Source organism: Uliginosibacterium sp. sgz301328, assembly GCF_041807905.1.
GTDB lineage: Bacteria > Pseudomonadota > Gammaproteobacteria > Burkholderiales > Rhodocyclaceae > JBGVSA01.
Genome location: NZ_JBGVSA010000004.1, coordinates 179,597 through 206,370, shown reverse-complemented (window position 1 = coordinate 206,370; position 26,774 = coordinate 179,597). Strand labels below are relative to the sequence as shown.

Genomic DNA, 26,774 nt, shown 5'->3' with positions numbered 1-26,774 from the left:
GTTCATCCTTCGATGGCCTGCGGCAGCGTCGCAGGCGCGGCATGCGGGCTGGCGGTGTGCAACTGGCGGCCACGCCCGAGCGAGCGCAGCAGCACGTAGAACACCGGGGTGAGGAACAGGCCGAACAGCGTCACGCCCAGCATGCCGAAGAACACCGCCACGCCCATTGCATGCCGCATCTCGGCGCCTGCGCCGGTGGACGTCACCAGCGGAATCACGCCCATGATGAAAGCGATCGAGGTCATCAGGATCGGTCTCAGCCGCAGGCGACTGGCCTGGATCGCGGCCTGCACGGGCGTCGCGCCCTGCAGTTCCAGTTCGCGGGCGAACTCGACGATCAGGATGGCGTTCTTCGACGCGAGCCCCACCAGCACCATCAGGCCGATCTGCGTGAAGATGTTGTTGTCTCCCCGTGTGACCCACACGCCGGCCAGCGCGGCAAGAATGCTCATCGGCACGATGAGGATCACCGCCAGCGGCAGCGTCAGGCTTTCGTACAGCGCGGCAAGCACCAGGAACACCAGCAGCACGCTGATCGGGAACACCCAGATGCCAGCGTTGCCCGCCAGAATCTTTTGATACGTGAGGTCCGTCCATTCGAACTTGATGCCGCGCGGCAGCACCTGTGCAGCGATGCGCTCGGCGGCCTTTTCCGCCTGGTCCGACGAATACCCGGGCGCCGGCCCGCCATTGATGTCGGCGGCGGTATAGCCGTTGTAGCGCACGACCATCTCCGGTCCGTACGTGGGATTGACGGTGACCAGCGATGACAGCGGCACCATCTCCCCCGCGGCGTTGCGCGTCTTCAGTTGCAGGATGTCCTCGGGCCGCGCGCGGTATGGCGCGTCGGCCTGCGCACGCACCTGGTACACGCGTCCGAACTGGTTGAAGTCATTCACGTACAGTGATCCCAGGTAGATCTGCATGGTCTCGAATACGTCGGTCACCGACACGCCCAGTTGCTTGGCCTTGACGCGATCGAGATCGACATTGAGCTGCGGCACGTTGATCTGGTAGGCCGAGAAGGTCGGCCCCAGTTCGCGTGTCGTGGCTGCGGCCTGCACGAACGCCTGCGCGGCCTTGTCGAGTTCGGCGTAGCCGAGCCCGGCGCGATCCTCGATCTGCAGCTTGAAGCCGCCCATGGTCCCGAGCCCCATCACTGGCGGCGGCGGGAAGACGGCGATGAACGAATCCTTGATCGCGCCGTATTTCTGGTTGAGCGAGTTGGCGATCGCGCCGGCAGACAGCGCTTTGCCGCGGCGCTCCTTGAATGGCTTGAGCGTGACGAAGACGATGCCCGCGCTCGAACTATTGGTGAAGCCGTTGATCGACAGGCCGGGGAATGCCACGGCACTTTCGATACCCGGCTCCTTGAGCGCGATGTCGGTCATGCGCCGGATGACGTTTTCCGTACGGTCGAGCGATGCGCCGTTGGGCAATTGCGCAAAGCTGATGAGGTACTGCTTGTCCTGTGCCGGCACGAAGCCGCCCGGCACCACGTAGGCCACCAGTGCCGTCAGCCCCAGCAATACTGCGTAGACCCCGAAGGCCGAAGCCTTGTGCGTGATGACGCGCGACACCCCGATGGAATAGTCGTGCGAAGCGCGGCCGAAGATCGCGTTGAAGCGCGCGAAAAATCCACCGAGCACACGGTTCATGACACGCGTGAGCCAATCAGGTGGCGCATCGTGCGATCGCAGCAGCATCGCCGCCAGCGCGGGCGACAGGGTCAGCGAGTTGAAGGCCGAGATCACCGTCGAGATGGCGATGGTCATGGCGAACTGCTTGTAGAACTGGCCCGACAGGCCGGTCATGAATGCCAGCGGCACGAACACTGCCACCAGGGTGAGGGCGATGGCGATGATCGGCCCGCTCACTTCCTGCATGGCGCGATAGGTGGCGTCGCGCGGACTGAGGCCGGCGGCGATGTTGCGCTCCACGTTTTCGACCACCACGATGGCGTCATCGACGACGATGCCGATGGCGAGCACCATGCCGAACAATGACAGCGCGTTGATCGAATAGCCGAAGCCCAGCATCAGCGAGAAGGTGCCGATGATCGATACCGGCACCGCCAGCAGCGGAATGAGCGAGGCGCGCCAGCTCTGCAGGAACACGATCACCACCAGCACCACCAGCGCGATGGCTTCGAGCAGCGTATGGACGACCGCCTCGATACTGGCGCGTACGAACTGCGTGGGGTCATACACGATGCGGTATTCGACGCCCGGCGGAAAGTCCGCCGACAGTTCCTTCATCGCCGCGCGCACCTGGTCCGACACCGACAGTGCATTGGCCCCCGGCGACTGCATGATGCCCAGCGCCACGGCCGGCTTGTTGTCGAGCAGCGAGCGCAGGCCGTATTCGGCGGCGGCCAGTTCCACGCGCGCCACGTCGCCAAGATGGGTGACGCCGCCGTCGACGGATGACTTCAGGATGATGCCTTCGAAGTCGGACACACTCTTGAGCCGCCCTTGCGCATTGACCGATAGTTGCAGCGGCACGCCCGGCAGCGTGGGCGAAGCACCGATCACGCCAGCGGCCACCTGCACGTTCTGTTCGCGGATGGCATGCACCACATCGCCGGCCGTCAGCCCGCGCTGCGCGACCTTCTGCGGGTCGAGCCACACGCGCATCGAATAATTGCCCGCGCCCCACAACTGCACGTCGCCCACGCCGGAGATGCGCGCCAGGCGATCCTTGACGTTGAGCACCGCGTAGTTGCGCAGGTAGGTGATGTCATAGCGGTCGTTCGGCGAGATGAGGTGCACCACCATGGTCAGCGTGGGCGAACTCTTGATGGTGGTGACGCCCAGGCGCTGCACGTCGTCCGGCAAACGCGGCAGCGCCTGTGAGACACGGTTCTGCACCAGTTGCTGCGCTTTGTCCGGATCGACGCCGAGCTTGAAGTTGACGGTGAGCGTGAGGTTGCCGTCGCTGTTGGCCTGCGACTGCATGTAGAGCATGTCTTCGACGCCGTTGATCGACTCTTCCAGCGGCGATGCGACCGCTTCGGCGATCACCTTGGGATTGGCGCCCGGATATTGCGCGTGCACCACGACCGAAGGCGGCACGACTTCCGGGTATTCGGAGATCGGCAACTGGAATACCGACAACAGACCTGCGAGCAGGATCAGTATCGACAGCACGCCGGCAAAGATCGGCCGGTCGATGAAAAAGCGGGAAATGTTCATGGCATCCCCCCGTTCAGTTCGAAGCGCGGATGATCTTGCCGGCGGCCGGCTGCGGCTGACCTCCGCTGGCCGCGTCGCTCATCGAAACATCGTGCGGCGACACGGGCTCGCCCGGTCGCGTGCGTTGCAGTCCGTTCACAACGATGCGCTCGCCCGGATTGAGACCCGCCTCGACCACGCGCATGTCGCCCTGCGTGGCACCCAGGTGGACTTCGCGGTAGTTGGCGCGATTGCTGCCATCCACCACCAGCACGAAGCGCTTGTCCTGATCGGTGCCGATGGCCTTCTCGTCGATCAGCACGGCGTCGCGCGGCGCTCCGCCGCCAAGACGGATGCGCGCATACAGGCCGGGTACGAGCATGCCGTCCGGGTTGTCGAATTCGGCGCGCACGCGGATCGTGCCCGACGACGTGTCGAGCCGGTTGTCGACCGAACTGATGCGCCCCTGGCGCGAGTAGCCCTCTTCGTTCGCCAGCCCGAGGTACACCGGCACCTGTCGTTCGGTCTGCGCACGCCCCGGGTTGATGTACTTGAGGAAGCTCTGCTCGTCGACGTCGAACGATGCATACATATGCGCCACGCTGACCACCGTGGTCAGCGGCGCCGACGATGCGCCGGCCGCGACCACGTTGCCGACGGTGACTTCTGCCCGCGAAACGCGGCCCGCCACGGGCGCCGTGATGCGGGTGTATTCGAGATTGAGCCGGGCCGCTTCGAGTGCGGCCTGCGCGGCCTGCAAGTTGGCGGACGCTTCGCGCGCGGCGTTCTGCTTTTCTTCGAAGTCGCGGCGCGCAATGGCGTTTTCGGTCAGCAGCCGCTGGCCGCGCGCCAGGTCGCTGGCGGTGTAGGCGGCGCGAGCTTCGGCGGCCGCCAACTGGGCGCGCGCACGGTCGACCTCGGCCGCATATGGCCGCGGATCGATGGTGAACAGCAGGTCCCCCTTGGCGACCCGTGCCCCGTCCTTGAAGTGCACGGCAGTCAGCGTGCCCGATACAAGTGGGCGAATCTCTACGCGGTCGACGGCTTCGAGCCGCCCGGAATAGCTTTGCCAGTCGGTGATGCTGCGCGTCACCACGGTGGCGACATCGACGGCGGCCGCGGGCGGCCCGGCAGGCGCGACGCTCTTGCCGGCATCGGCATGAACGCCCAGCGCAAACAGACCACCGGCGACGAGGATGACGGGTACGGCGGTGGCGATGAGGGCGAAACGGGTACGGGACATGGGCATGATGGTTCCCCTGGGGTTTATGGGATTGCGACGCGGCGCCGGCGGGCGCCATCCCTCGGCGGTGTTCAGCCCCGCCAACACGCAGCCAGCCGCACGGCACGAACGGCCGGATGCAGAAAGACGCGGCGGACAGCGGGTTGTGCGGACACGGGGCAGAGGCCTGTTGTTGTCGGGATGCAGTGCATCATGAATGTTTGCCCGGTCGGGATAAACAGGCTTGGCGCGGCAATACTGTTTGTCTATTCCGAACAATCAGGTCTAGACTGCGCACTACGGTATTTGCCGCATCACAGATCGATCGGGAGGTCGTATGGATCGCTTCCAGGCCATGCAGGTCTTTACGCGCGTCGTGGACGCCAACAGCTTCACGCAGGCCGCCGACAGCCTCGGCTTGCCGCGTACGACGGTCACCACGACCATCCAGAACCTGGAAAAGCATCTCCAGGTGCGGCTTCTCAATCGCACCACGCGCAAGCTCTCGCTGACCACGGATGGCGCGGCGTACTACGAGCGCTGCCAGCGTATCCTGGCCGATCTCGAAGACGCCGAGGCAGCCTTCCGCGACGTGGCTCGCGTGCCACGCGGACGGCTGCGCATCGATGTGCCGCCATCGATCGGGCGCCGTATCCTGATTCCTAGCCTGTGCGACTTCCACAGCCGCAATCCGGAGGTCGAACTGGTGATCGGCATGAGCGATCGCCCGGTCGACATGGTCCGCGAGGCGGTGGATTGCGTGATCCGCGTCGGCGATTTGCAGGACTCATCACTGGTGGCGCGTCGCATCGGCACCTTCCAGTGCCTGACCTGCGCCGCTCCTGCCTACCTTGAACGCTTCGGCGAGCCGCGCGACCTGGAAGACCTGCAGCTCAACCACCATTCGGTGCACTACTTTTCGGGGCGGACGGGGCGCACGATCGAATGGGAGTTCGTGGTCGATGGCGAAAGCACCGAGGTGAAGATGCGCGGCTGCGTGTCGGTGAACGACGCCGACGCCTACCTGACCTGTGGACTGCAGGGATTCGGGCTGATCCAGGCGCCCGGCTACATGGTGATGGAACACCTCGCCTCCGGCGCCCTCAAGCGCGTGCTGGCCAGTCTGCAGCCTTCGCCGATGCCGATCTCGGTGGTCTACCAGCACAACCGCCATCTGTCGCCCAAGGTGCGGGCGTTCGTGGATTGGGTCGCCGAACTGTTCAGCGGTTGCCCTCTGCTTTCCGGCTGCCGGCCGGACATCGACTGCAACGCGGCGGGCCGCCCGGGCCCGAATACGCTGCGCTCGGTCATCGAAGAGGAATACAAGCTGGCCGAGGCGATGTTCTGAACACGGGCACGGCCCACAAACGAGGACGCCCCCGCTCCGCACAAGGCAGAAAGGGGGCGTATGGAGGAAAAACATCCGGGACGAATTGCACGGCCCGTTGAGCATCGTCGGCGAACAGCGCAACAAGTGTTGTGAGCTGACACAAGTGCGCGCGGCAACAGGAATTTTCCTCCTCGCGCGGTACTGCAATGACCGGTGACACGAGCGACTGGAGGCGGTGATGCTCCATGTCGCCAACGACGACCTTCGGTCGCGGAGAAGTCGCCGTCACACGCAAGGTCTATGCCATAATTTGGCGCAATCACTACGGGGAACACACAGAATGGACGACAACAAGGCGAAAGCCCTCGCCGCCGCATTGGCTCAAATCGAGAAGCAGTTCGGCAAGGGTTCGATCATGCGCCTGGGCGACGGGCAGCAAGAGGACATCCAGGCCGTCTCGACCGGCTCGCTGGGGCTGGACATCGCGCTGGGCATCGGCGGCCTGCCGCGCGGCCGCGTGGTCGAAATCTATGGCCCGGAATCGTCCGGCAAGACCACGCTGACGCTGCAAGTCATCGCCGAAATGCAAAAGCTGGGCGGCACGGCAGCGTTCATCGACGCGGAGCATGCCCTTGATACGAGCTACGCGGCCAAGCTGGGCGTGAACGTGGCCGATCTGCTCATCTCGCAGCCGGACACAGGTGAGCAGGCGCTGGAAATCGCCGACATGCTGGTCCGTTCGGGCGGCGTGGACATCATCGTCATCGACTCGGTAGCGGCGCTCACGCCGAAGGCCGAAATCGAAGGCGAAATGGGCGACCAGTTGCCGGGCCTGCAAGCCCGCCTGATGAGCCAGGCGCTGCGCAAGCTGACCGCCAACATCAAGCGCACCAATACGCTGGTCATTTTCATCAACCAGATCCGCATGAAGATCGGCGTGATGTTCGGCAACCCCGAAACCACTACCGGCGGCAATGCGCTGAAGTTCTACGCGTCGGTGCGCCTGGACATCCGCCGCACGGGCACGATCAAGAAGTCGGACGAGGTGATCGGTTCGGAAACCCGCGTGAAGGTCGTCAAGAACAAGGTCTCGCCCCCCTTCCGCGAGGCCAACTTCGACATTCTCTATGGCGAAGGCATTTCGCGCGAAGGCGAAATCATCGAGCTGGGCGTGAACAATCGCATCGTCGAAAAGTCGGGTGCCTGGTATGCCTACAACGGCGAGAAGATCGGTCAGGGCAAGGACAACGCGCGCGAATTCCTGCGTGCCAATCCCGACACCGCGCGCGAGATCGAAAACAAGGTGCGCGCGGCCCTTGGCATCGCCGAGATGGGTGCGCCGGCAGCCGAGGCGGCCGAGTAAATCCGGCAACGGAGGACGGCATGGCGGGCGATCTGAAATCCCATGCCTTGCGATTGCTCGCCACGCGCGAGCATTCGCGCTCCGAACTGCGGCGCAAGCTCAACTCGCGCGCACAGGAGGGTGACGACGTCGAAGCCGTTCTCGACCGCATGAGCGAAACCGGCCTGCAATCCGATGAGCGCTTTGCCGAAAGCTATGTGCGTTCGCGCTCGGGTCGCGTCGGTTCGGCCCGTTTGCGTCGTGAGCTTGCCGAACGGGGTGTGAGCCCCGACATGGCAGAAGAGGCGCTGGCCGAGGCCCTGCCCGATGACGAAATGAGCCGCGCCCGCGCGGTGTGGCAGAAAAAATTCGCCGCGGCGCCCGCTGATGCACGCGAATGGGCGAAGCAGGCGCGCTTCCTTCAGGGCCGGGGGTTCCCGGTCGATATCATTCGCAAGCTGTTGAAAGAACCCTTCGATGAGTCTGCTGAGAGTTGACGGACTGTCCAAGCGCTACAAGGCGCGAACCGTCGTCAAGCACGTGTCCTTCCAGGTCGGCAGCGGCGAAGTCGTGGGTCTGCTCGGCCCCAACGGCGCGGGCAAGACCACGTGTTTCTACATGATCGTCGGGCTGGTCAAGGCCAATGGCGGCACCATCCACCTGGACGCCACCGACCTGACGCACCTGCCCATGCATAAGCGTTCGCGCATGGGCCTGTCGTACCTGCCGCAAGAGAACTCGGTATTCCGCAAGCTGACGGTGGCCGAGAACATCATGGCGGTGCTCGAGCTGCAGAAGCTCTCGAAGGCCGCCGTTGCCAAGCGGCTGGACGAACTGCTCGATGAGCTGAACATCGGCCATCTGCGCGACGCCACGGCAATGTCCCTGTCGGGTGGCGAGCGCCGCCGCGTCGAAATCGCGCGCGCGCTGGCCACGCAGCCGCGCCTGATCCTGCTCGACGAACCGTTCGCCGGCGTCGACCCGATCGCGGTGCTGGATATCCAGAAGATCATCGGATACCTGAAGGCGCGTGGCATCGGCGTGCTGATCACCGACCACAACGTGCGCGAAACACTGGGTATCTGCGACCACGCCTGCATCATCAACTCAGGCGAAGTCCTGGCTGCAGGCCAACCGCACGAGATCGTGCAGAACGACCAGGTGCGGCAGGTGTACCTGGGAGAACATTTCAGGCTCTGAACGACGTATTCGAGCCGAAGCCCACTCGACAGAACAAGATGAAACCTTCGCTGCAACTGCGCCTTTCTCAACAACTGGCTCTCACGCCCCAGTTGCAGCAGTCGATCCGGCTGCTGCAGTTGTCGACGCTCGAGTTGAACCAGGAGATCGAGCGCATGCTGCTCGACAATCCGATGCTCGAACGCGAGGACGACAACGAAACGCCCTCGGCTGCGGAGATCGCATCGGCCGCCGAGGCAGCGCCGCCGGAGGAAGTCGCCATCCCGGAGCACACCGCGACGGCAGCGGCCGAAGAAGACTTCGAGGCGCCCGAGCCGGCGATGCCCGAGAACATCTCCGAAGCCTACGATTCGGTATCGGACGACGACATCGGCGAAGCGGCCGAATGGCGCTCGGAGGCCGGCAGCGGCAAATCAAACAATGATGACGACGATGCCGACTTCCAGGAATTCCAGGCCGCCGAAACCTCACTGAACGATCACCTGACCAGCCAGGTCGCACTGATGCAGTTGTCCGATCGCGACCGCGCACTCGTGCGGCTGGTGATCGAATCGCTCGACGACGATGGCTATCTGACCCAACCGCTGGAAGATCTGCTGCCCTTGATCCCGGAAGAGTGGGAAGTCGAGCCCGAAGAGCTGATCATCGCCATGCGGCACGTGCAGAACCTCGACCCGACCGGCGTCGGTGCGCGCAACCTGCAAGAATGTCTGACCCTGCAACTCAAGGCCCTGCCGGCCGGCGGAACGCGCGACCTTGCGCTGGCCGTCGTCGATGGCAACCTTGAGCTGCTCGCGTCGCGCGACTTCACCAAGCTCAAGCGCAGGCTGGGATGCTCGGACGACGGACTGCGCGCCGCGCAGGACCTGATCTGCAGCCTGAATCCTCGGCCCGGCGCGCAGTACGCCGTGACCGACACGCGCTACATCATCCCGGACGTGGTGGTGAAAAAGGTGCGCAACGCGTGGACGGTGAGCCTCAATCCCGAGGCGATGCCCAAACTGCGCATCCATCGCGTGTATGCTGACATTCTCCAGCAGAACCGGGGCATGAGCAGCTCACTGTCGGGGCAATTGCAGGAAGCCAAGTGGCTGATCAAGAACGTGCAGCAGCGTTTCGATACGATCCTTCGTGTATCGCAGGCGATCGTGGACCGCCAGCGCCAGTTCTTCGACTACGGGGAAGTCGCCATGCGTCCGCTGACGCTGCGCGAGATCGCCGAAGAGCTTGAACTGCACGAATCGACGGTTTCGCGCGTCACAACGCAAAAATACATGGCAAGCGCGCGCGGGATCTTCGAATTGAAGTACTTTTTCGGTAGCCACGTGTCCACTGATACCGGTGGCGCGTGTTCAGCGACGGCGATCAGAGCGCTCATTCGCCAGCTGGTCGGCGCCGAGGACGGCAAAAAACCGTTGTCCGACGCGAAGATTGCCGAAATGTTGGGCCAGCAGGGTATCGTGGTGGCTCGCCGTACCATTGCCAAGTACCGCGAATCACTCAATATCCCGCCGGTCAGTCAGCGCAAATCGATCTAAGAGAGGAGAAGATCATGAACCTGAATATCACCGGCCATCACGTTGAGGTGACCCCTGCCCTGCGCGACTATGTCACGGGCAAGCTTGATCGGGTGGTCCGCCACTACGATCACGTGACGGCTACACAAGTGACCCTCTCTGTTGAAAAGCTCAAGCAGAAGGCTGAAGTCACGGTGCGCGTCCCTGGCAAGGACCTGTTCGTGGAAAGCACCGATGACGATCTGTACGCCGCCATCGATGCCCTGGTCGACAAGCTCGATCGCCAGATGGTCAAGTACAAGGAGAAGCAGAACGACCACACCCGCGATTCGATCAAGCACATCGAAAGCTGACCGGCGCTGATTGAGCCATCCTCCGCCCGGGCCCCCGGGCGGGGCACTTCCCGCCGCTCCCCCGCACTGCAACACGTCAAATCGTCCCATCATCCGGGCCTTGTGATCGAACCGCGAAAAGGTTCTCACTACGGGTGGTGCTTTCGTACCCATAATCGCTGTACCATCCGCGCTTGGTGTAACGTTTCGGATTCTTCAGGAGTCTTGCCAAACCATTCGCGATGGCGTGAGTCCCACCTGTGAAACAAGGCGGCACAAGCGATTAATCGTTTACTGGCACAATACTGGCAACCTGCTGTCTCATTTGCATGAACCTCATCTCCAACATCCTGCCGCTGGCCAACATCGCCGTCGACGTTCAGGCCGCCAGCAAGTCCGTGCTGTTCGAATTGGCTGCACGACTGTTCGAGACCGAGCATGGGTTGTCGGCCAAGACCATCAACAATGCTCTGACGCAGCGCGAAAAACTCGGCTCGACCGGTCTGGGTCAGGGCATCGCCATTCCGCATGGCCGCATCAAGGGCCTGAAGGAATCGCGCGGCGCCTTCTTCCGCACCGTCGAACCCATCGGTTTCGACGCGCCGGACGGCAAGCCGGTCAATCTGATTTTCTTCATGCTGGTGCCGGAACAGGCCAATGAGTCGCACCTGCGGCTGCTGTCCGAACTGGCGCAGATGTTCAGCGATCGCACTTTCCGCGATGACCTGATCGCGGCTCCGGATGCTGCTGCCGTCCAGCAGTTGTTCAACGACTGGAACGCGAATGCGGCGAACGAGCGTCGCGCAGCTATTTGAGGCCAATCGCGCCGCGCTGCGCCTCCGCCATGTGGCGGGCAGGCTGGACACGCATCTCACCATTCTCGACAACCGGGCCTGGCCGGCCGACCTGGTCGGCCACCTGAACCTGATTCACCCCAATCGCCTGCAGGTGATGGGAGAAACCGAATTCGCCTGGGCGCGCCGACAGGCACGCGACAAGCTCGAACATCATCTGCTCGGCATCCTGGCCGCGTCGCCGCCGGGCATCATCGTCGCCGACGATTGCGAGGTTCCCGACCTCATCCGCCGCCACTGTGAAGAAGCCGGGGTGCCGTTGCTGGCTTCACCGGTCGAATCGGCCCGCGTGATCGATGTGCTGCGCGGATATCTCGCCCGCAAGCTTGCCGAACGCGTGTCGCTCCACGGCGTGTTCATGGACGTGCTCGGCGTCGGCGTGCTGATCACCGGCGACTCCGGTGCGGGCAAGTCGGAACTCGCCCTCGAACTCATTTCGCGCGGCCATGGGCTGGTTGCCGATGACGTGGTCGAAATCTCCCGGGTGGCCGCCGGCGTGCTGGAAGGCCGCTGCCCGGAGATGCTCAAGGACTTCCTCGAAGTACGCGGCCTGGGCATTCTCAATATCCGGACGATCTTTGGCGAAACGGCGTGTCGCCGGAAGATGAAGCTGAAGCTCATCGTCCATCTGCAACGACGCAACCCGGGACACGATGAGCCCTTGCGCCTGCCACTCGACGACGAGGCGCAAGAGGTGCTCGGCGTTTCCGTCCGCCGCGTGGTGCTGCCCGTGGCGGCCGGTCGAAACCTCGCCGTGTTGCTCGAAGCGGCCGTGCGCAACACGATCCTGCAATTGCGCGGCATCGACTCCACGCAGGAGTTCGTTGCGCGCCAGCGCAGCGCCATCGATCAGGACGACCAGCTCGATTACTGAGCATCCCTGAGCGAACGCATGAAAAAGGGCGCCGCGGGCGCCCTTTTGTTTGCGATGGAAGCGACGCAGCTTCAGCGCTGCCCGATGTCGAACATGGCCATCTCGACACCCAGTTCCTGCGGCGAATAGCCGAATCCGATCCGCCCGGTCGCAGGCAGTTCACACTCGGTGCGACGCAGGATGGTTTCAGTCCCGCTGCCATCGACGAGATACGTGCCGTTGGTGCTGCTGTCGACGAGCATGTAGCGCCCGGCGCGCCATTCGATGCGCGCGTGCTGGCGCGATGCACGACGATCGACCACCACGACGTCGTTGCCTTCTTCGCGCCCGGCCAGCAAGACTGGGTGCGACTCGCTGATGATGAAACTGCTGCCTTGATGACGCAGCATCATCCGACCACGCCCGGGCGCGACCTTGGGCGCTGTATTCACCGCCGACCGTTGTGGCGGCGGCGATGCTGGTTGGCGCGTGGTCTCGCGCAAGGTCTGTGCGCCTGCCCTGAACTGGAAAACAACGCCTTCGGGGGCGGCGATCGGGCGCGGGCCGCCGTATTCATTGAGCACGGTGCGCAAGGTGTCGGGCAGGCCCTCTGCAGATGCCGAGCTGAGCAGGATGTCGCCGGAGACGGCGCCGTCGATCAACGCGCCCGCGCCTTCCGCATCCGCATGAATGCCGCTGCGCACCGAGAGCAGCACGCCGGACACCGGCGGCAACTGGGCCACGCGCTGGCGGATGTCCTGCGCGGCGAGCACGGCGTCTTCACTGTCGGCGAAGGTCGCCACCAATCGCCTGCCTTGTGAAGAAACGATCGTTCCGCTGTTGCCCGAGATGGAGCGCTCCGCTCTCGCCAGGCAGCGTTCTATTGCCCGGTTTGCCTCCACTTGCCCGAGCTTCTGGACGAGAGGTCCGTCGCCGATGATCTCGGCGACCAATACGCAGTTTTCGGCGCTCGACGTCATGTTGTCTCGCTAGCTGTCGGTCCAGCTGTTGTAGTGATTTATCTGTTACTGCGACTGCGGTTCCCAAGGCATCCACGCCACCGGCTGCGCCGGCGCCTGCCGCGCGATGTCGCCCACCTCCGGTGGGTCGAACACCGTGTCCCCTTCGGCAACGGTCGTATCGCGTGTGAGGCCCTTGAAATCGAAAAGACTGCCATCGGCCATGTGACTGGGCACTATGTTCTGAAGGGCAGTGTGGATCGATTCCACGCGGCCCGGCCATTGACGCTCCCAGTCCGCGAGCATGGCCTTGATCTGCTTGCGCTGCGCGTTTTCTTGCGAGCCGCACAGGTTGCACGGGATGATCGGGTAGTTCATCGCACGCGAGAATTTGGCGATGTCCGCTTCCGGGCACAGCGCCAACGGGCGGATCACCACGTGCTGACCATCGTCGCTCACCAGCTTGGGCGGCATGGCCTTGAGCTTGCCACCGAAGAACATGTTCAGGAACATCGTCTCGACCATGTCTTCACGATGGTGGCCGAGCGCGATGCGCGTCGCGCCGAGTTCGCGGGCCGTGCGATAGATGATGCCGCGACGCAGGCGCGAGCACAGCGAGCAGGTCGTCTTCCCCTCGGGGATCTTTTCCTTGACGATCGAATAGGTGTCTTCCGTGACGATCTTGTATTCGACGCCGATCGAGTCGAAGTAATCGGGCAGGACGTGGTCTGGAAATCCCGGCTGCTTCTGGTCAAGATTCATCGCCACGATGCGGAAATCGATCGGAGCGCGCTCGCGCAGTGCCAGCAGCAGCGTCAGCAGCGTAAATGAATCCTTGCCGCCCGAGCAGCAGACCATCACGACGTCGCCGTCGGAGATCATGTCGTACTGGCTGATGGCCTGGCCGACCCGACGCAACAGCCACTTGCGCAGGCGCTCAACCGAATTCGAAAGTTCCGCCACTGTCTTGTGAGCGGTCAATGTCTGGGATTCCACGCGACCAACTTTTGCCAAAGATCTGAACCGACAAAATTATACGCACCGGGGCCCATTTTCTCGTCAACAAAGCGCCCAAGTGACGCAGCCAACGACGTAGCGGTGTGTGACGCGGACGGGCGTCGTCGGCGGTCCGGCGTGGAATGTGCAATTGTGCAAAAGGGCCGCTCCCATCGAGGCCGGGCGACGGGTCGCGCCTGCCTGGAGACGTACGTGGTGTGAGTGGTGACGACGTACGCGGCGGAGGCTCAGCAAGCCTGCCGCCACGCAGTCTCAGGCTTCCGAACGCCGCCCCAACGGAATGCCCAGTTGCTTCAGTTTGCGGTAGAGGTGCGTACGCTCGAGGCCGGTCTTTTCGGCCAGCCGCGTGATGTTGCCGGATTCAAGCTGGAGATGATGCTCAAAGTACAAGCGCTCGAAGGTCTCGCGCGCCTCGCGCAGCGGCAGATCCAGCGGCAACGCCAGCGCTGCCGTGGACGCCTTGTTCATGAGGCGGATGACTTCTTCGGGGCTGATCGTTTCGTCCAGCGCTCCGAGCGCCAGCGATTTGACGGCTGCCTTCAGTTCGGCGAATCCACCTGGGAAAGGGCAATTGCGCAGCGCGTTGAGGCCACCCGTCGACAGCGTACGCAGCGGCACTTCGCCCGCTTCGGACAGGTGGAGCAGCAACTGGCTCGCCATTTCCGGGACCTCGTCCTTCAGTTCAAGCAGGGACGGCGGGACGAGCGAGACTTCGAACAAGCGCTTGAGAACGACCGGGTCCCACCCTTCCTCCAGCAGTTCTTCCGCAGCGCGATTGGAGGCAGCCACCAGGCGCAATTCGTAGCGGTCGAGCCGATCCAGCGCGAAGGCAAGGTTCTTCTGCTGCGCGCGCGACAATTGCGAAAGCTCTTCGATGAACAGCAGGCCGCCCCGCGCGCTTTCAAGCGCCTGGATTTCGATCGGCATGGTCAGCGTGCCGAGATCGAGCCACGGACTGCCGGCGGCTTGCAGGCTGCGTGCGCACAGTTCGGCGATCGAACCGGCACCGACGCGAAGGGTGAGTACGCGCGACTTGTCGAGAATCTGGTCGAGGCGCTTGCGCAGATCGCGCAGCGGACCGGAGCGGCTGAACGCAGCCAGCGTCAGGTGCGCACGCGCCTTGGGCGGCTGACGCTGCAGGCCCCGCTTGACGGTGGCGAGCAGCTTTTGCAGCGCGATGGGTTTTTCGAGGAAATCCATGGCGCCAAAACGGATGGCTTCGACGGCGGTGTCGATGGTGCCGTGGCCGGACATCATCACGACAGGCATGGTCAGCGAACCGTTGGCGGCCCACTCCTTGAGCAGCGTGACGCCGTCGGTATCGGGCATCCAGATATCGAGCAGGACAAGGTCGGGCTTGCCCGCCTGCCGCGCATGACGGGCGCTCGCCGCGTTTTCAGCCAGAACGACATCGTGACCTTCATCGGCGAGGATCTCCCGCAGCAATTCGCGGATACCGATTTCGTCATCAACAACCAGAATTTTTGCCATGCGCAGAGACTAGCAGACTGTTGTTATTTTGCTACTACTGTAGCGACCGTTCCTTCACCGGAAATCAACCGGACTTTGACCTGGGCGCCCCCTTCGGGGCGATTGGACAGCGCGATGTCGCCGCGATGCTCTTCCACGATCTTCTTGACGATGGCCAGACCAAGGCCGGAGCCGCGACTCTTGGTGGTGACGTAAGGCTCGAAGGCGCGAGAGAGGATAGCCGGAGGAAAGCCGGGTCCGTTATCCGCGATCAACAGTTCCACTCGCTTGCCGTCCCATCGCGTGACGACTTCGATGTGCGGGTCGGCAATGTCCTGCACCGAGTCCTGCGCGTTCTGAAGGAGGTTGTGGATGACTTGCCGCAATTGGCTGGAATCGGCCTGCACGGTAGGGAGCCCCGGCGTCAGATCGGCGTGGATCGGGCAGCGGCTGCTCTCGTAGAGCACCAGCACTTCGCGGATCAGCTCGTTGAGGTCGAGCGCCGCGAGCGTCGGCAGCGGCAGGCGCGCGTAATCGCGGAAGCCATTGACGAGGTTCTTCATCGCCTCGACCTGATTGACGATGGTCTGTGTCGAACGCGCCAGCATGGCGCGCTCGGGCTCGGCCAACTGATCCGACAGCTTGTGCTCCAGCCGTTCCGCGGCAAGCTGGATTGGAGTGAGCGGGTTTTTGATTTCGTGCGCGAGGCGGCGAGCGACTTCTGCCCATGCGGCGTTGCGTTGGGCCGAAATGAGTTCCGAGATATCGTCGAACACGACCACGAAGCCGCCGTTGGAGCCTTCCGGCAAACGCGAGCCGTGCAGCAACAGCGTCTGCTTGTGCCCACCTTCGTGCTCGATCTCGATCTGGCGATGCCAGTCGCCTTCGTTCTCGGCGAAGCCTGCCAGCACGGCATCACGGAATTGAATGTGGGTGGACCAATCCTTGAGCGGAACGGATTCGTAGCCCGCGAGTTCGTCCCGCAGCGCCACCAATGCACCTCGATTGGCCGCGCGCAGGGTTCCGTCGAGCGCAAATGCCAGCACGCCGGCAGAAAGATTGGTCAGCACGCCTTCCAGGTAGGCCCGCGCGGTATCGACCGCTGCGCGGTTCTTGTCGGCAAGCTCGCGCGCGTCCTGCAACTGACGCGTCATGCGATTGAAGCTCTGTGTCAGCACCCCCAGCTCATCGCGTGCCGGCAGGGCCTGGCGCGGAGAAAAGTCCCCCTGCGCCACGGCCTGCGTGCCTTCGGCCAGGATCGACAATGGTGCGGACAAGGCGCGCGCGAACACGAACGCGATCGCCATGGCGGTGAACATCGCCAGCAGCAAAGCCAGCGTAAGCGTGATCAGGTAGATGCGCTTGAGCCCTTGGCGCGCCTGCAGGAGTTCCTGGTATTCCTGGTGCAGGTTCTGGATGCTCTCGGCGCTGCGAGCCAGGCCTTCGGGCACGGCCGACATCACTTGCAGTAGCGGCGGATCGGCCGTGAAGTGGCGGCTCGGAATCGGGATCACCACGCGCAGCACCAGGCCGTCGGCGCCATCGCTTTCGACGGCCTTCCAGCCTCGCGAGGCACGCGCCTGCCGCAGTTGATTGGCGGAGGGCACGTCTGGCACAAGGCTGCCGTAATGGTCGCCCGTCGACAGCAGCACGTGGCCGGTGGCCGACAGGATGGTGGCCGAATCAGCACTCATGCGGTCGCGAGCGCGCGACAACGCTGGCAAGCTCGGGGTGCCCCCCTGGTCGCCCAGTTCGAAAGCCTCGTCTCGTGCCCGATCGGCCAATTGATCGAGCAGCGCGTCGAGCGCACTGCGGCCGAGCGTCAGGCCGGATTCGAGCGCCGTGTCGACGCGCACGTTGTACCAGGACTCGATCGAGCGCACGGCAAACTGCACCGACACCAAGTAGATGATGCTGCCGGGCACGACGGCCAGCAGTACGAACATCGCCATCAGCTTGAGCTTGAGCCGCGAACCGAATTGGCGTTCGCGGTATTCGCGCCACAGCACGCGCACCTGGACGCCGACCAGGATCGCCAACGCCAGCGCCAGCAGCCCATTGGCGCCCAACAGCAGCGGATAGTTGTGCGCGAACAGCGAGGTGTTGGCGCCCGCCGACGCCAGCAGGAACAGCAGGATCGCGCCCAGCGCCGAGGTAATGATGACCAGACGTCGCATCAGCGTGAGGCGGCCAGGAAAGTCCAGTTTGTCCAGCCGGTGGACAAGTCGAGGTCGCGACTGCCGAGCGCGGCAACCTGGAACGGTTTGGGCAACTGGCTCAGATCGAGCCGGAAGCGCAGCGCGGCGTCGTAGGATTCGCCCCCCCGCAGGCGCGAGCGATCCACCACGGCCCAGTTGCGGATCGACAGCATCGCCGAAAGGGCCTCGTCGTAGCTGTCGAAGCTACGGTGCAGACTGCCCACCGTCAGCCGGTACTGACGGGTCAGCGCATGGTAAGAAAGACGGAAATCCATGACGCGCTCGACGATGGATTCGTCGAACCAGTACCACCGCGAACGGGTGAGGACGAATTCGGCCACGAACGGCACCGCCACGCCCGCGTTGACCAGTTCTTCAACGCGGGGGTTGGCGCTCATGGTCACGGCAGCGTTGACCACGTACTGCGACTCGGACGGCACCACTTCGGTGTAGATGAACTCCAGTGTCGGTCGCCCCTGACCGGCCGACGGGCGCGGCAGGACGAGCAATAGCGCCACGAGGCAGGCCATTGCCATGGCCAGCCACGGATTCAGGCGCTCAGCCGAGCTTTTGGAGCAGCGCGAAGAAAAAACCGTCATGGTCCGGTGCGGGAAGCCAATGTTGTTCGAACGTTCCGTCCGCCCATGGCAGCCGACGGCAATCGGGCCGTCCTTCGACGAAGCGTGCCACTTGTGCTCCGTTCTCCTGCGGGAAGACCGAACACGTCACATAAAGCATTTTGCCGCCTGGCGCCAGCAGGGGCCAAAGTGCGTTCAGGATTTCCCGCTGAACGGTTGCAAAATTCGCAACATCGTCTGATCTACGCAACCATTTGATGTCCGGATGGCGACGTGCCACGCCAGAAGCCGAACAGGGCACGTCGACCAGAATGCGATCGAACGGCCGGCCGTCCCACCATGCGGCCGGGTCGCGACAGTCCGCTGCCCGCACCGTGGCGCTCAGACCCAGTCGCGTCAGTTGATCGGATACCCGCTGTGCGCGCTGGGCATCGGCGTCGAGGGCGACGACATTGATGTCCGCACACTCCAGCATGTGCGCCGTCTTGCCGCCCGGCGCGGCGCACGCATCCAGCACGCGCTGCCCATCGTGCAAGTCGAGCAGTCGGGCAGCTTGTTGAGCGCCCCAATCCTGCACCGACAACAGACCTTCCGCGAAGCCCGGCAGACGCGCCACGGGCACTGCATGTTCGAGCAGAAGCCCCATTTCGCCCAGCCGCCGGGTCTGGATGCCCGCGGCGCCCAGCGCGGCCTGTGCTTCATCGACCGAACTGCGGCGCCGATTCACCCGCACACTCATCGGCGGATGTTGATTGCCCGAGATAAGCGCCGCTTGCCAATGGTCCGGATGCCCTTGGCGCAGCGCATCGATCCACCATTGCGGGTGGCGCCAGTGGGCCTGTTCGTTGCGTTCGCACTCGAACACCAATTGCGGCCATTGGCGCAGCGCATTGCGCAGCACTGCATTGACCAGCCCCTTAAGCCCTCCCCACGCAATGCGCGCGGCAGCCTCGACAGCTTGATCGACAAGGGTGTGGGCGGTATCCGGCCGCACTTCAAGCTCATGCAGGCAGATTCTCAGCAGCGCGTCGATGGTCGGTTCAGTGAGCGGCTGGCGCATCAACACGCCCACCATGCACTCCCCCCGCCCGTAGTCTCGCAAGGTGCCGAACAGCATGTCCTGGACGGCGCCACGCGCACGCGCGTCGAATTCGGGATGCGCCCGCCACAGGCCGGCAAGGCCGTCATTGAGCGCACTGCCGCTGCGCACGGTGGCGAGTGCTTCGGCGGCGGCAGTCAGACTGGCCGCCAGCGAGTCGGGAGGCAGCGGAGGCAATGCAGGAGGCCGGGGCTTGCCCCCAGCACGGGCGGGGCGACGGTCGGGAGCAGACATTGAGGCTCCTTACGCGACGCGCAGCGCGGCAATCACGGGGGCGGTATCCGGGCGGACGCCGCGCCACAGGAAGAAGCTCTCGGCCCCCTGCTCAACCAGCATGCCCAGGCCGTCCGAGCACTCCCGGACACCGCATTCACGCGCGTGGCGCATGAAGGGCGTGGGCTCGCTTTTGTATGCCATGTCGTAGGCGAGGGTCGAGGCGTCCCACACCTCGGGCAGCAACGGCGGCAGATCGTCGCTCATGCTGGATGCGCTGCCGTTGATGATGATGTCGAAATGACCGCGTGCTTCATCGAACGCACCGCCTTCCAGTTGCACCCCGTCGGCGTCGTCCGCGAACGCGGCGGCCAGTTCGGCGGCACGCGCAGCCGTACGGTTGGCAATGAAGACCTGGCGAGGCTTGGCGGCCAGCACGGGCAACAACGTGCCACGCACTGCACCGCCCGCGCCGACGATGAGCACGCGCGCTCCTTCCAGCGGACGGGCAAGATTAATGCTGATATCGCGCACGATGCCGATACCGTCGGTGTTGTCGCCCAACACCGAGCCGTCCGCACGGAAAACGAGGGTGTTGACGGCGCCGGCCGCGCGCGCGCGCGGCGTCAGTTCATCCGCCAATGCAAAGGCTTCAAGCTTGAACGGCATGGTGACGTTCATGCCGCGCCCGCCAGCGCGCTGGAATTCGCGCACCGTCGGCACGAATCCGTCGAGCGGCCCGAGCAGGCTGATGTAACTCATGTCCTGCCCTGTCTGACGGGCGAAAGCCATCTGCAGGAGCGGCGATTTGCTTTGGGCGATGGGGTTGCCGATTACGGCGTAACGATCGGTCATGCGGTGTTTTTCCTGAGCAAGCGGCGATTTTACCGTCTGGCGGCGCCAATCCGCGCGGTACTGGAGAAAACAGGCATTGCGCAACAGGGTCCGACGCGGCAACGTGCGCCCACCCACGTAAGGAGAACCGAACATGCTCCAAGGAAAAACCGCACTCATCACGGGGTCGACAAGCGGCATCGGCCAAGCCATTGCCGAAGCGCTGGCGGCACAAGGTGCCAACATCGTATTCAACGGATTCGGCGAGGCGGACCACATCGATGCGCTGCTGAACACCGCCCGCAGCCACGGTGGGCGTGCCCTGCATCACCCCGCCGACATGCGCAGGCCGGACGAGATAGCGGCCATGATGGACTTGGCGCAGGCCGAATTTGGAGGCGTGGACATCCTCGTCAACAATGCGGGCATCCAGCATGTGGCGCCGGTCGACGAGTTCCCGCTCGACAAGTGGAACGACATCATCGCGATCAACCTGTCCTCCGCTTTCCACACCACCCGACTCGCTGTGCCGGGCATGCGCCAGCGTGGCTGGGGACGCATCATCAACATTGCCTCCGCTCACGCACTGGTTGCCTCACCTTTCAAGAGCGCCTACGTGGCGGCCAAGCACGGCATCGCCGGCTTTACCAAGTCGTGCGCGCTGGAATTGGCCCAGAGCGGGGTGACCGTCAACGCCATCTGCCCCGGCTACGTGCGCACGCCACTCGTGGAGCGCCAGATTCCCGACACCATGAAGGCGCGCAATCTCACCCGCGAGCAAGTCGAGCGCGACGTGTTGCTGGCCGCGCAACCGACCAAGCGATTCGTCACGGTCGAAGAGATCGCCGCGATGGTGGGCTACTTGGCATCGGACGCCGCACGCTCGGTGACCGGTGCGTTGATGTCTGTCGATGGCGGCTGGACAGCGCAGTAGAATGGCGGATTGATCACAGGAGAATCACGCCATGGCGCGTACCGTCAAATGCATCAAGCTCGGCGTCGAAGCCGAAGGCCTGGACTTCCCGCCGATGCCGGGTGAGCTGGGCAAGCGCCTGTACGAGAACGTCTCGAAGGAAGCCTGGGCTCAGTGGCAACGTCAGCAGACCATGCTGATCAACGAAAACCGGCTCAACATGATGGACCCGAAAGCCCGCAAGTACCTGGCCGAACAGATGGAACGCCACTTCTTCGGTGCGGGCGCCGATGTTGCCGCCGGCTACGTGCCGCCGACGAAGTAGTCCGCCTGGCGCGAGCGGTATCGCAACAATGTGATACCGCGCGTCGGAAATGGGGTTTGCACGCATTCCTGGAGGCGAGTGCCTCGCCTATGTTGCAGCGGCGAGCCACTCATCACCGAAACATGATGCGCCGTCTCTTCGCTGCACTCCTGCTTGTCTGCTGTGCTGCCGCCCATGCGTCGCAGCCCGCCGCGTTCATCTACCCTCCGCCCGAAACAGGCAGCGACCAGCGACACCTCTACTACTGGCAATTGCTCGAAGCCGCACTGGCCGCCAATCGCGACAAGTACGGCGACTATGTGGCCCGCCCCTACACTGCGCCCATGACCTTCCCGCGCGCAGTGGCCGAAGTGGAATCCGGCAAGGGGCGCGTCAACATCGTTGCACGCGCCACCAATCTGGAACTCGAAAAGCGGCTGCTGCCGATCCCCATCCCGCTCGACAAGGGGCTGCTTGGCAATCGACTGCTATTGATCATGCCGGACACGCAGGCGCGTATCGACAGGGTGCGCACGCTGGCGGATCTGCGGGCGTTCTCGATCGGGCAGGCATCGACGTGGACGGATGTGACAGTGCTGCGCAGCGCAGGTCTGAATGTGGTCACGGCGGAAGACTATGAAGGGCTGTTCCAGATGCTCGGTGCGCACCGCTTCGATTTGTTTTCGCGTGGGGTGAACGAGATCGAACCCGAATGGCTCGCGCATCGCGACAAGATCAAGGGGCTGACCGTCGAACGCGGCCTGATGCTGCAATACCCGATGCCCCGGTACTTTTTCGTGCCGCGCACGCCCGAAGGCGAACGCATGGCCGCACGCATCCGCGACGGGCTGATGCGGCTGGTCGCCACGGGTGAGTTCGAGCGTCGTTATCAGGCCTACAAGAAGCTCGTCCTGGGCAACGTCAGCCTTGCCGGCAGGCGCGTGCTGCGCTTCGACAACCCGGAACTGTCTGCGCTCGCCCCCTTGAGCGAGAAATACTGGTGGGACGATCTCTCGGCCGAGATCGCGCAGCGCCCGGCCTCCGCGCACTGAGCGCGGCGATGCATGCGCCGCTCGCGAAGAACGGCGCATCGCGGGGCAACGTCAGACGGGTGCCACCGCCCAATCGCGCGCGAGCTGTTCGACCTCATCGGCGGCAAGCATGAACGCCGCCACGCCCTTGTAGTCGTCTGCCACCCGCGGCTCGCTGATGTAGTAATCGAAACTGCCGTCGCGGCGCGGTGTGTCGCCCAGGCCTGCGGTCTTGCAGACGTCGCGAATGCTCGCCATCGAACCCTCGCTCGTCACGAGGTGACGGACAGCCCCGTCCATGGCGCGGTGCGCGGCAACGTGGAACGCCTCGTCCTGCAGGTATCTCAGGCGAGCGCCCTTGGCCAGCGCGTAGATGATCATGCAGGACCCCGACGCCTCCAGGTAATTGCCTTCGCGGGGGCCCTGATCGAGCACTTGCCACCATAGCCGGGTTTTCTCGTCCTGAACGCCAAGCAGTGCCTTCATCAGGTCGCCGAGCAGATCGATCAATGCCTGGCGACGAGGGTAGTTCGAAGGCAGCAGTTCCAGCACATCGACGATCGCCATGGCATACCAGCCGGTGGCGCGATTCCAGAATGAAGCGGAACACCCCGTCTGCGGATTGGCCCAAAACTGCTCGCGCGACTCGTCCCACCCATGGAAGTACAGGCCCGTTTCGTCGTCACGCTGATTTGCCCGTGGCATCAATACCTGCGACACGGCGTCATCGAGCGCCGCAGCGTCACCCTTGCGAATCGCATACTCGGCATAGAAGGGCGCTCCCATGTAGATGCCATCGAGGAACATCTGATTGGGATACTTGGCCTTGTGCCAGAAACCGCCCGACCGCGTGCGCGGATGCGTGTCGAGCTGCAGACGCAGCGTGGCGGCAGCATTCAGGTAATGCGACTGCCCGGTACGGTCGAACAATTCAAACAGGAGCCGGCCGCTGTTGAGCTCATCGAGGCTGTAGTGCTCGCGCTCATAGCCGCGGATATGCCCGCGTTGATCCACGACGGCGTCCACATGCTGCTGTACGTAATCAGCATAGCGGGTGGTGCCGGTACTGCGTGCCACGGCCATCAGCGCCTTGAATAAAACCCCGTACTCATGCGACCACGCCGGCGGCAGAGCCGGCCATCGGGCCAAGGTGGCGTCAGCCATCCTGACGGACCAGTCCTGTTGTTTCATGACTCGAGCCTCCCCAGAAAAGAGCAAAGGGCGCAGATGACTGCGCCCACGATTTGATGCCGGACCCGCGACTTCCAGGCAGGATTACACGAGGACCTTGATGCAGATCTTCTTGACGGCCTGCGGTGCGTCGGCAAACACGCGCGGCTGGTGGGCGTCTTCAGGGAAGAGCACCATGAATCCGTCCTTTTCGAGCGTGTAGTAGTTGCCCTGGATAGGCTCGATGATGTCGTAATCATTGAGCTTGTTGTATGGCTTGACGGGTATGGTCCCGTCACGGCGACCGTAGCCGATGCGCTCCTTGCCTCGCACCAGGTACTGCACATCCATGTGGTAGTCGTGCGTTTCCCACTCGGCCACGTCGGGCGCTGCGGTCGTGTACTCCTGCACCAGGGCGACGATGTTGACGCCATCGATGGGATAGGCCCCCGGGGCGAGCGATTCCAGATCCTGCGTCATCAGGAATTCAAACGCCTTCTGCAATCGGGGGTGCACTGCGGTATAGCGCATGGCGTGCTTGAGCTGACCTGCGATCATCAACCTGTCTCCTATGTCGTTCGATACATGCGGACACATGTATCGACATCCATTCAACCCCCCTTGTGCGGGCCGCGACAGCGAACAGGTCAACTCCGAGAGCGATGTAAGGGTTTTTAACTAGACGCCGGAAAAACGAGAAAACATGCGTCGCCATATCCCTCGCAGGGGACTACGCCGCGTGGAGCGGCAGAATAGGAAAAGACAGCGCGCCGATGTTTTCCGTTTGGAGGAGACATCGACGCGCCAGGGTGATGCATTGGGAGAAGAAAAAGACTCCCCGGATTCGATCACTCGTCCTTTTCTGCGTCTGCGTCGGTGTCGTCCACATCAGCGGACGAATCGGCAGACGACTCGGCCGCCGCTTCGGTCGGCTCGATCTTCTCGAGTCGATAGCCGTAGTTGTAAGTCGGCGCCAGACGATAGCCGTTCTCGGGCCGCAACTTCAGCTTGCCCCGCACGCGCGAGACGTGGGTGTCGACCGTGCGCGTCGCCAGGTCGGGGTTGCGGCCCCACACCGCTTCTAGCAAGTGTCCGCGCGACAGCAGGCGACCGATGTTGCGGAACAGGAAGACCGCCAGGTCGAACTCCTTTTCGGTCAGCTCGACCGGTTCGCCGTTGAGGCTGATGCGCTTGGCCTGGAGATCGATGACGTAGGGGGGCGCTTCGATGGGCTCATCCACGCCCCGCGGCTTGATGCGCCGGAACACGGCATCGATGCGCGACAGCAACACCCGCTGCGCGACGGGTTTGACGATGTAGTCGTCCGCCCCCACCTGCAGGCCGGCAACGATGTCGTCTTCGGATTCGCGGGCGGTCACGAAGATCGCCGGGGTCTGGTCGCGACGCTCATCGCGGAGCCAGCGCACGAATGCCTCGCCGGAAAGGTCCGGCACCATCCAGTCCACAAGATACAGGTCGACGCTCTCGCGCGAGGCGAAGCGAAGCAGGTCGCGCGTGAGGCCGAAACTATGAACGTCGTGGCCGGCATCCTTCAACCAAGCGGTAAACAACGCCGACTGGGTCGGATCGTCTTCAAGCAGTGCGATGCGCATGCTGGTCACCTCTATGGGAGTTGGTATTCCATGGCGGTCCTTGCCCGATTCTGCAGCCGGCCGGGCTGGGATACGCCATGGTCCTTCTGTTTGATTCTAGCGCGCCGCCACTGAGTCGCTCACATTCCGCTCACGCGGTCGCCCACGAACGGATTGGAGGCACGCTCGACGCCGAAAGATGACATTGGCCCATGGCCGGGTATGAAATCAACATCATCCCCCAAGGGCCAGAGCTTGCCACGAATTGCGCCGATCAGGGCGGCGTGATCGCCGCGCGGAAAGTCCGTTCGTCCAATTGACCCAGCGAAAAGCACATCCCCCACCACGGCCAGCCTGGACGGCGCGTGGAAAAACACCACGTGCCCCGGCGTGTGGCCCGGGCAATGCAGCACCTGCAGCGCCTCGCGGCCAACCGTGACGGTGTCGCCGTCATCGAGCCACCGGTTCGGCTCGAAGGAGCGCGACGGTGGCAGACCGAACATGCGGCTCTGGTCGGCGAGCTTTTCAATCCAGAAGCGCTCTTCTTCCTGCGGCCCTTCGATCGGAACACCGGCGTTTTCGGCCAACTCAGCCGCGGCGCCTGCGTGATCGATGTGCCCGTGTGTCAATAGGATCTTCGTCAGCCGCGCGCCGGTAGCGGCCAGTTGCGCTTCAATGCGCGGCAGGTCGCCGCCAGGGTCGACGACGGCCGCCTCCATGCTTTCGGTACACCAGAGAATGGTGCAATTCTGCATGAATGCGGTGACTGGGACGATTTTGTATTCCAATGCCATGCAACAACCTCTGTTTATGACAGGTGTGCGCTGCGGCCACCATCGACGGCCAGCACCTGCCCGGTGACATATCCCGCATCCAGCAACAAAAAGCGCACGGCATCGGCGATATCCCGCGGGGAGCCGGTCCGTCGCAGTAGCGTATGGTCGACGATCCGCTGGCGCTCGGCAGCCGGGAACTGATCATCCTCCGGCCATTCGATGGGGCCCGGCGCCACGCCATTGACGCGCACGGCCGGAGCAAGATCGATTGCCAGGGCCCGCGTCAGGCCGAGCAGGCCGGCCTTTGCCGCCGAGTACACCAGATAGCCGGGCATCGGCCGTTCGGCGTGGATGTCCACAATGTTGATCACCCCGCCGCCCGAAGCACGCAAGGCGGGTGCCGCAGCCTGGGTCAGAAAGAGTGGCGCCTTCAGATTGGTGCCGACCAAGTCCGACCAGGCCGCTTCATCGACCTGCCCCAACGCTGTGGGATAGAAGGTGGACGCGTTGTTGACCAGACCGTCCAGCCGGCCGAAACGCGCCACCACCGCACCGACCAACGGAGCCAGCAGTGGCACGTCGAGCAGATTGGCGGGAAAAACGTCCGCAGAATCCGGACGTACGCTGTTGAGCTCTTCCGCCAGGGCGTGCGCTGGCGCGACCGATCCGTGGCAATGGATCGCCATCCGGCAACCTGCCTCGTGCAGCCGGCGGACAATTGCAGCGCCGACGCGCCGGGCGCCGCCGGTCACCAGTACGACGCGGGGCGCGGAAGGGGCAGCTTGTGTATCGATCGC

Annotated in this window: 25 protein-coding genes; 11 read left to right on the top strand and 14 right to left on the bottom strand. The window is 63.7% G+C overall.

Translation table 11 applies throughout. The features are described 5' to 3' along the window. Positions 1-2: 2 nt before the first annotated feature. Positions 3-3,194 carry an efflux RND transporter permease subunit gene (locus ACDA63_RS04870; RefSeq protein ID WP_373662062.1) on the bottom strand — a complete coding sequence of 1,064 codons (3,192 nt, stop codon included), beginning with the start codon at positions 3,192-3,194 and terminating at the stop codon, positions 3-5. Between the two features lie 13 nt (positions 3,195-3,207). After that, entirely contained in the window at positions 3,208-4,416 is a 1,209-nt protein-coding gene (locus ACDA63_RS04865; RefSeq protein ID WP_373662061.1) for an efflux RND transporter periplasmic adaptor subunit, read from the bottom strand. Positions 4,417-4,732: 316 nt separating this feature from the next. Between ACDA63_RS04865 and ACDA63_RS04860 the strand changes: the two genes are divergently transcribed. From ACDA63_RS04860 to hprK, 8 genes are all read left to right on the top strand, one after another. Continuing rightward, positions 4,733-5,743 carry a LysR family transcriptional regulator gene (locus tag ACDA63_RS04860; protein WP_373662060.1) on the top strand — a complete coding sequence of 337 codons (1,011 nt, stop codon included), beginning with the start codon at positions 4,733-4,735 and terminating at the stop codon, positions 5,741-5,743. 322 nt (positions 5,744-6,065) lie between these two features. Further along, positions 6,066-7,088: a recombinase RecA gene (gene recA, locus ACDA63_RS04855; RefSeq protein ID WP_373662059.1), complete on the top strand. Its 1,023-nt coding sequence runs from the start codon at positions 6,066-6,068 to the stop codon at positions 7,086-7,088. 20 nt (positions 7,089-7,108) lie between these two features. After that, positions 7,109-7,564, top strand: coding sequence for a recombination regulator RecX (gene recX, locus ACDA63_RS04850; protein WP_373662058.1), 456 nt, complete (start codon positions 7,109-7,111; stop codon positions 7,562-7,564). Beyond that, positions 7,545-8,267 (top strand): LPS export ABC transporter ATP-binding protein, encoded by a 723-nt coding sequence (gene lptB, locus ACDA63_RS04845; RefSeq protein WP_373662057.1) that lies wholly within the window; start codon positions 7,545-7,547, stop codon positions 8,265-8,267. The genes recX and lptB overlap by 20 nt, the downstream gene beginning before the upstream one ends. Before the next feature lie 38 nt (positions 8,268-8,305). Beyond that, entirely contained in the window at positions 8,306-9,805 is a 1,500-nt protein-coding gene (locus ACDA63_RS04840) for an RNA polymerase factor sigma-54 (RefSeq protein WP_373662056.1), read from the top strand. A gap of 14 nt (positions 9,806-9,819) precedes the next feature. After that, the gene (gene hpf, locus ACDA63_RS04835; RefSeq protein WP_373662055.1) at positions 9,820-10,137 is read left to right on the top strand and encodes a ribosome hibernation-promoting factor, HPF/YfiA family; all 318 of its coding nucleotides are present in this window, start codon (positions 9,820-9,822) and stop codon (positions 10,135-10,137) included. A 308-nt stretch (positions 10,138-10,445) separates the two neighbouring features. Beyond that, on the top strand, positions 10,446-10,931 hold the full coding sequence (locus ACDA63_RS04830) for a PTS sugar transporter subunit IIA (protein ID WP_373662054.1): 486 nt from the start codon (positions 10,446-10,448) through the stop codon (positions 10,929-10,931). Then, complete coding sequence (gene hprK / locus ACDA63_RS04825; RefSeq protein ID WP_373662053.1) at positions 10,900-11,844, top strand: HPr(Ser) kinase/phosphatase; 945 nt, start codon at positions 10,900-10,902, stop codon at positions 11,842-11,844. The genes ACDA63_RS04830 and hprK overlap by 32 nt, the downstream gene beginning before the upstream one ends. Positions 11,845-11,915: 71 nt before the next feature. Here hprK and ACDA63_RS04820 read toward each other — a convergent pair whose 3' ends face one another. The 7 genes from ACDA63_RS04820 to aroE all read right to left on the bottom strand — a co-directional run bounded on the left by ACDA63_RS04820 (position 11,916) and on the right by aroE (position 20,212). After that, a complete protein-coding gene (locus ACDA63_RS04820) occupies positions 11,916-12,803 on the bottom strand; it encodes an FHA domain-containing protein (RefSeq protein ID WP_373662052.1) in 888 nt (295 codons plus the stop codon). Between the two features lie 45 nt (positions 12,804-12,848). Continuing rightward, entirely contained in the window at positions 12,849-13,778 is a 930-nt protein-coding gene (ttcA, locus tag ACDA63_RS04815; protein WP_373662051.1) for a tRNA 2-thiocytidine(32) synthetase TtcA, read from the bottom strand. A 273-nt stretch (positions 13,779-14,051) separates the two neighbouring features. Next, entirely contained in the window at positions 14,052-15,290 is a 1,239-nt protein-coding gene (locus tag ACDA63_RS04810; protein ID WP_373662050.1) for a sigma-54-dependent transcriptional regulator, read from the bottom strand. 23 nt (positions 15,291-15,313) lie between these two features. Next, positions 15,314-17,446, bottom strand: a complete 2,133-nt coding sequence (locus ACDA63_RS04805; protein ID WP_373662049.1) for an ATP-binding protein — start codon at positions 17,444-17,446, stop codon at positions 15,314-15,316. Further along, positions 17,446-18,066 carry a DUF4390 domain-containing protein gene (locus ACDA63_RS04800; protein ID WP_373662048.1) on the bottom strand — a complete coding sequence of 207 codons (621 nt, stop codon included), beginning with the start codon at positions 18,064-18,066 and terminating at the stop codon, positions 17,446-17,448. The genes ACDA63_RS04805 and ACDA63_RS04800 overlap by 1 nt, the downstream gene beginning before the upstream one ends. Next, positions 18,026-19,378 carry a 16S rRNA (cytosine(967)-C(5))-methyltransferase RsmB gene (rsmB, locus tag ACDA63_RS04795; protein WP_373662047.1) on the bottom strand — a complete coding sequence of 451 codons (1,353 nt, stop codon included), beginning with the start codon at positions 19,376-19,378 and terminating at the stop codon, positions 18,026-18,028. Before rsmB ends, ACDA63_RS04800 begins: the two co-directional genes overlap by 41 nt. A gap of 9 nt (positions 19,379-19,387) precedes the next feature. Next, on the bottom strand, positions 19,388-20,212 hold the full coding sequence (aroE, locus tag ACDA63_RS04790) for a shikimate dehydrogenase (protein ID WP_373662045.1): 825 nt from the start codon (positions 20,210-20,212) through the stop codon (positions 19,388-19,390). 133 nt (positions 20,213-20,345) lie between these two features. Between aroE and ACDA63_RS04785 the strand changes: the two genes are divergently transcribed. The 3 genes from ACDA63_RS04785 (at position 20,346) to ACDA63_RS04775 (ending at position 22,460) form a co-directional block, all read left to right on the top strand. Beyond that, positions 20,346-21,125, top strand: coding sequence for a 3-hydroxybutyrate dehydrogenase (locus tag ACDA63_RS04785; RefSeq protein WP_373662044.1), 780 nt, complete (start codon positions 20,346-20,348; stop codon positions 21,123-21,125). A gap of 31 nt (positions 21,126-21,156) precedes the next feature. Continuing rightward, positions 21,157-21,429, top strand: a complete 273-nt coding sequence (locus ACDA63_RS04780; protein WP_373662043.1) for an oxidative damage protection protein — start codon at positions 21,157-21,159, stop codon at positions 21,427-21,429. A gap of 122 nt (positions 21,430-21,551) precedes the next feature. Next, on the top strand, positions 21,552-22,460 hold the full coding sequence (locus ACDA63_RS04775) for a hypothetical protein (RefSeq protein ID WP_373662042.1): 909 nt from the start codon (positions 21,552-21,554) through the stop codon (positions 22,458-22,460). Between the two features lie 51 nt (positions 22,461-22,511). Here ACDA63_RS04775 and ACDA63_RS04770 read toward each other — a convergent pair whose 3' ends face one another. The 5 genes from ACDA63_RS04770 to ACDA63_RS04750 form a co-directional block, all read right to left on the bottom strand. Continuing rightward, the gene (locus ACDA63_RS04770; RefSeq protein WP_373662041.1) at positions 22,512-23,630 is read right to left on the bottom strand and encodes a glycoside hydrolase family 105 protein; all 1,119 of its coding nucleotides are present in this window, start codon (positions 23,628-23,630) and stop codon (positions 22,512-22,514) included. An 84-nt stretch (positions 23,631-23,714) separates the two neighbouring features. Beyond that, positions 23,715-24,167: a YhcH/YjgK/YiaL family protein gene (locus ACDA63_RS04765; RefSeq protein ID WP_373662040.1), complete on the bottom strand. Its 453-nt coding sequence runs from the start codon at positions 24,165-24,167 to the stop codon at positions 23,715-23,717. A gap of 290 nt (positions 24,168-24,457) precedes the next feature. Then, the gene (locus ACDA63_RS04760; protein WP_373662039.1) at positions 24,458-25,222 is read right to left on the bottom strand and encodes a response regulator transcription factor; all 765 of its coding nucleotides are present in this window, start codon (positions 25,220-25,222) and stop codon (positions 24,458-24,460) included. A gap of 119 nt (positions 25,223-25,341) precedes the next feature. Further along, positions 25,342-25,995 carry an MBL fold metallo-hydrolase gene (locus ACDA63_RS04755; RefSeq protein ID WP_373662038.1) on the bottom strand — a complete coding sequence of 218 codons (654 nt, stop codon included), beginning with the start codon at positions 25,993-25,995 and terminating at the stop codon, positions 25,342-25,344. Between the two features lie 14 nt (positions 25,996-26,009). After that, on the bottom strand, positions 26,010-26,771 hold the full coding sequence (locus tag ACDA63_RS04750) for a pteridine reductase (protein WP_373662108.1): 762 nt from the start codon (positions 26,769-26,771) through the stop codon (positions 26,010-26,012). Positions 26,772-26,774 lie beyond the last annotated feature (3 nt).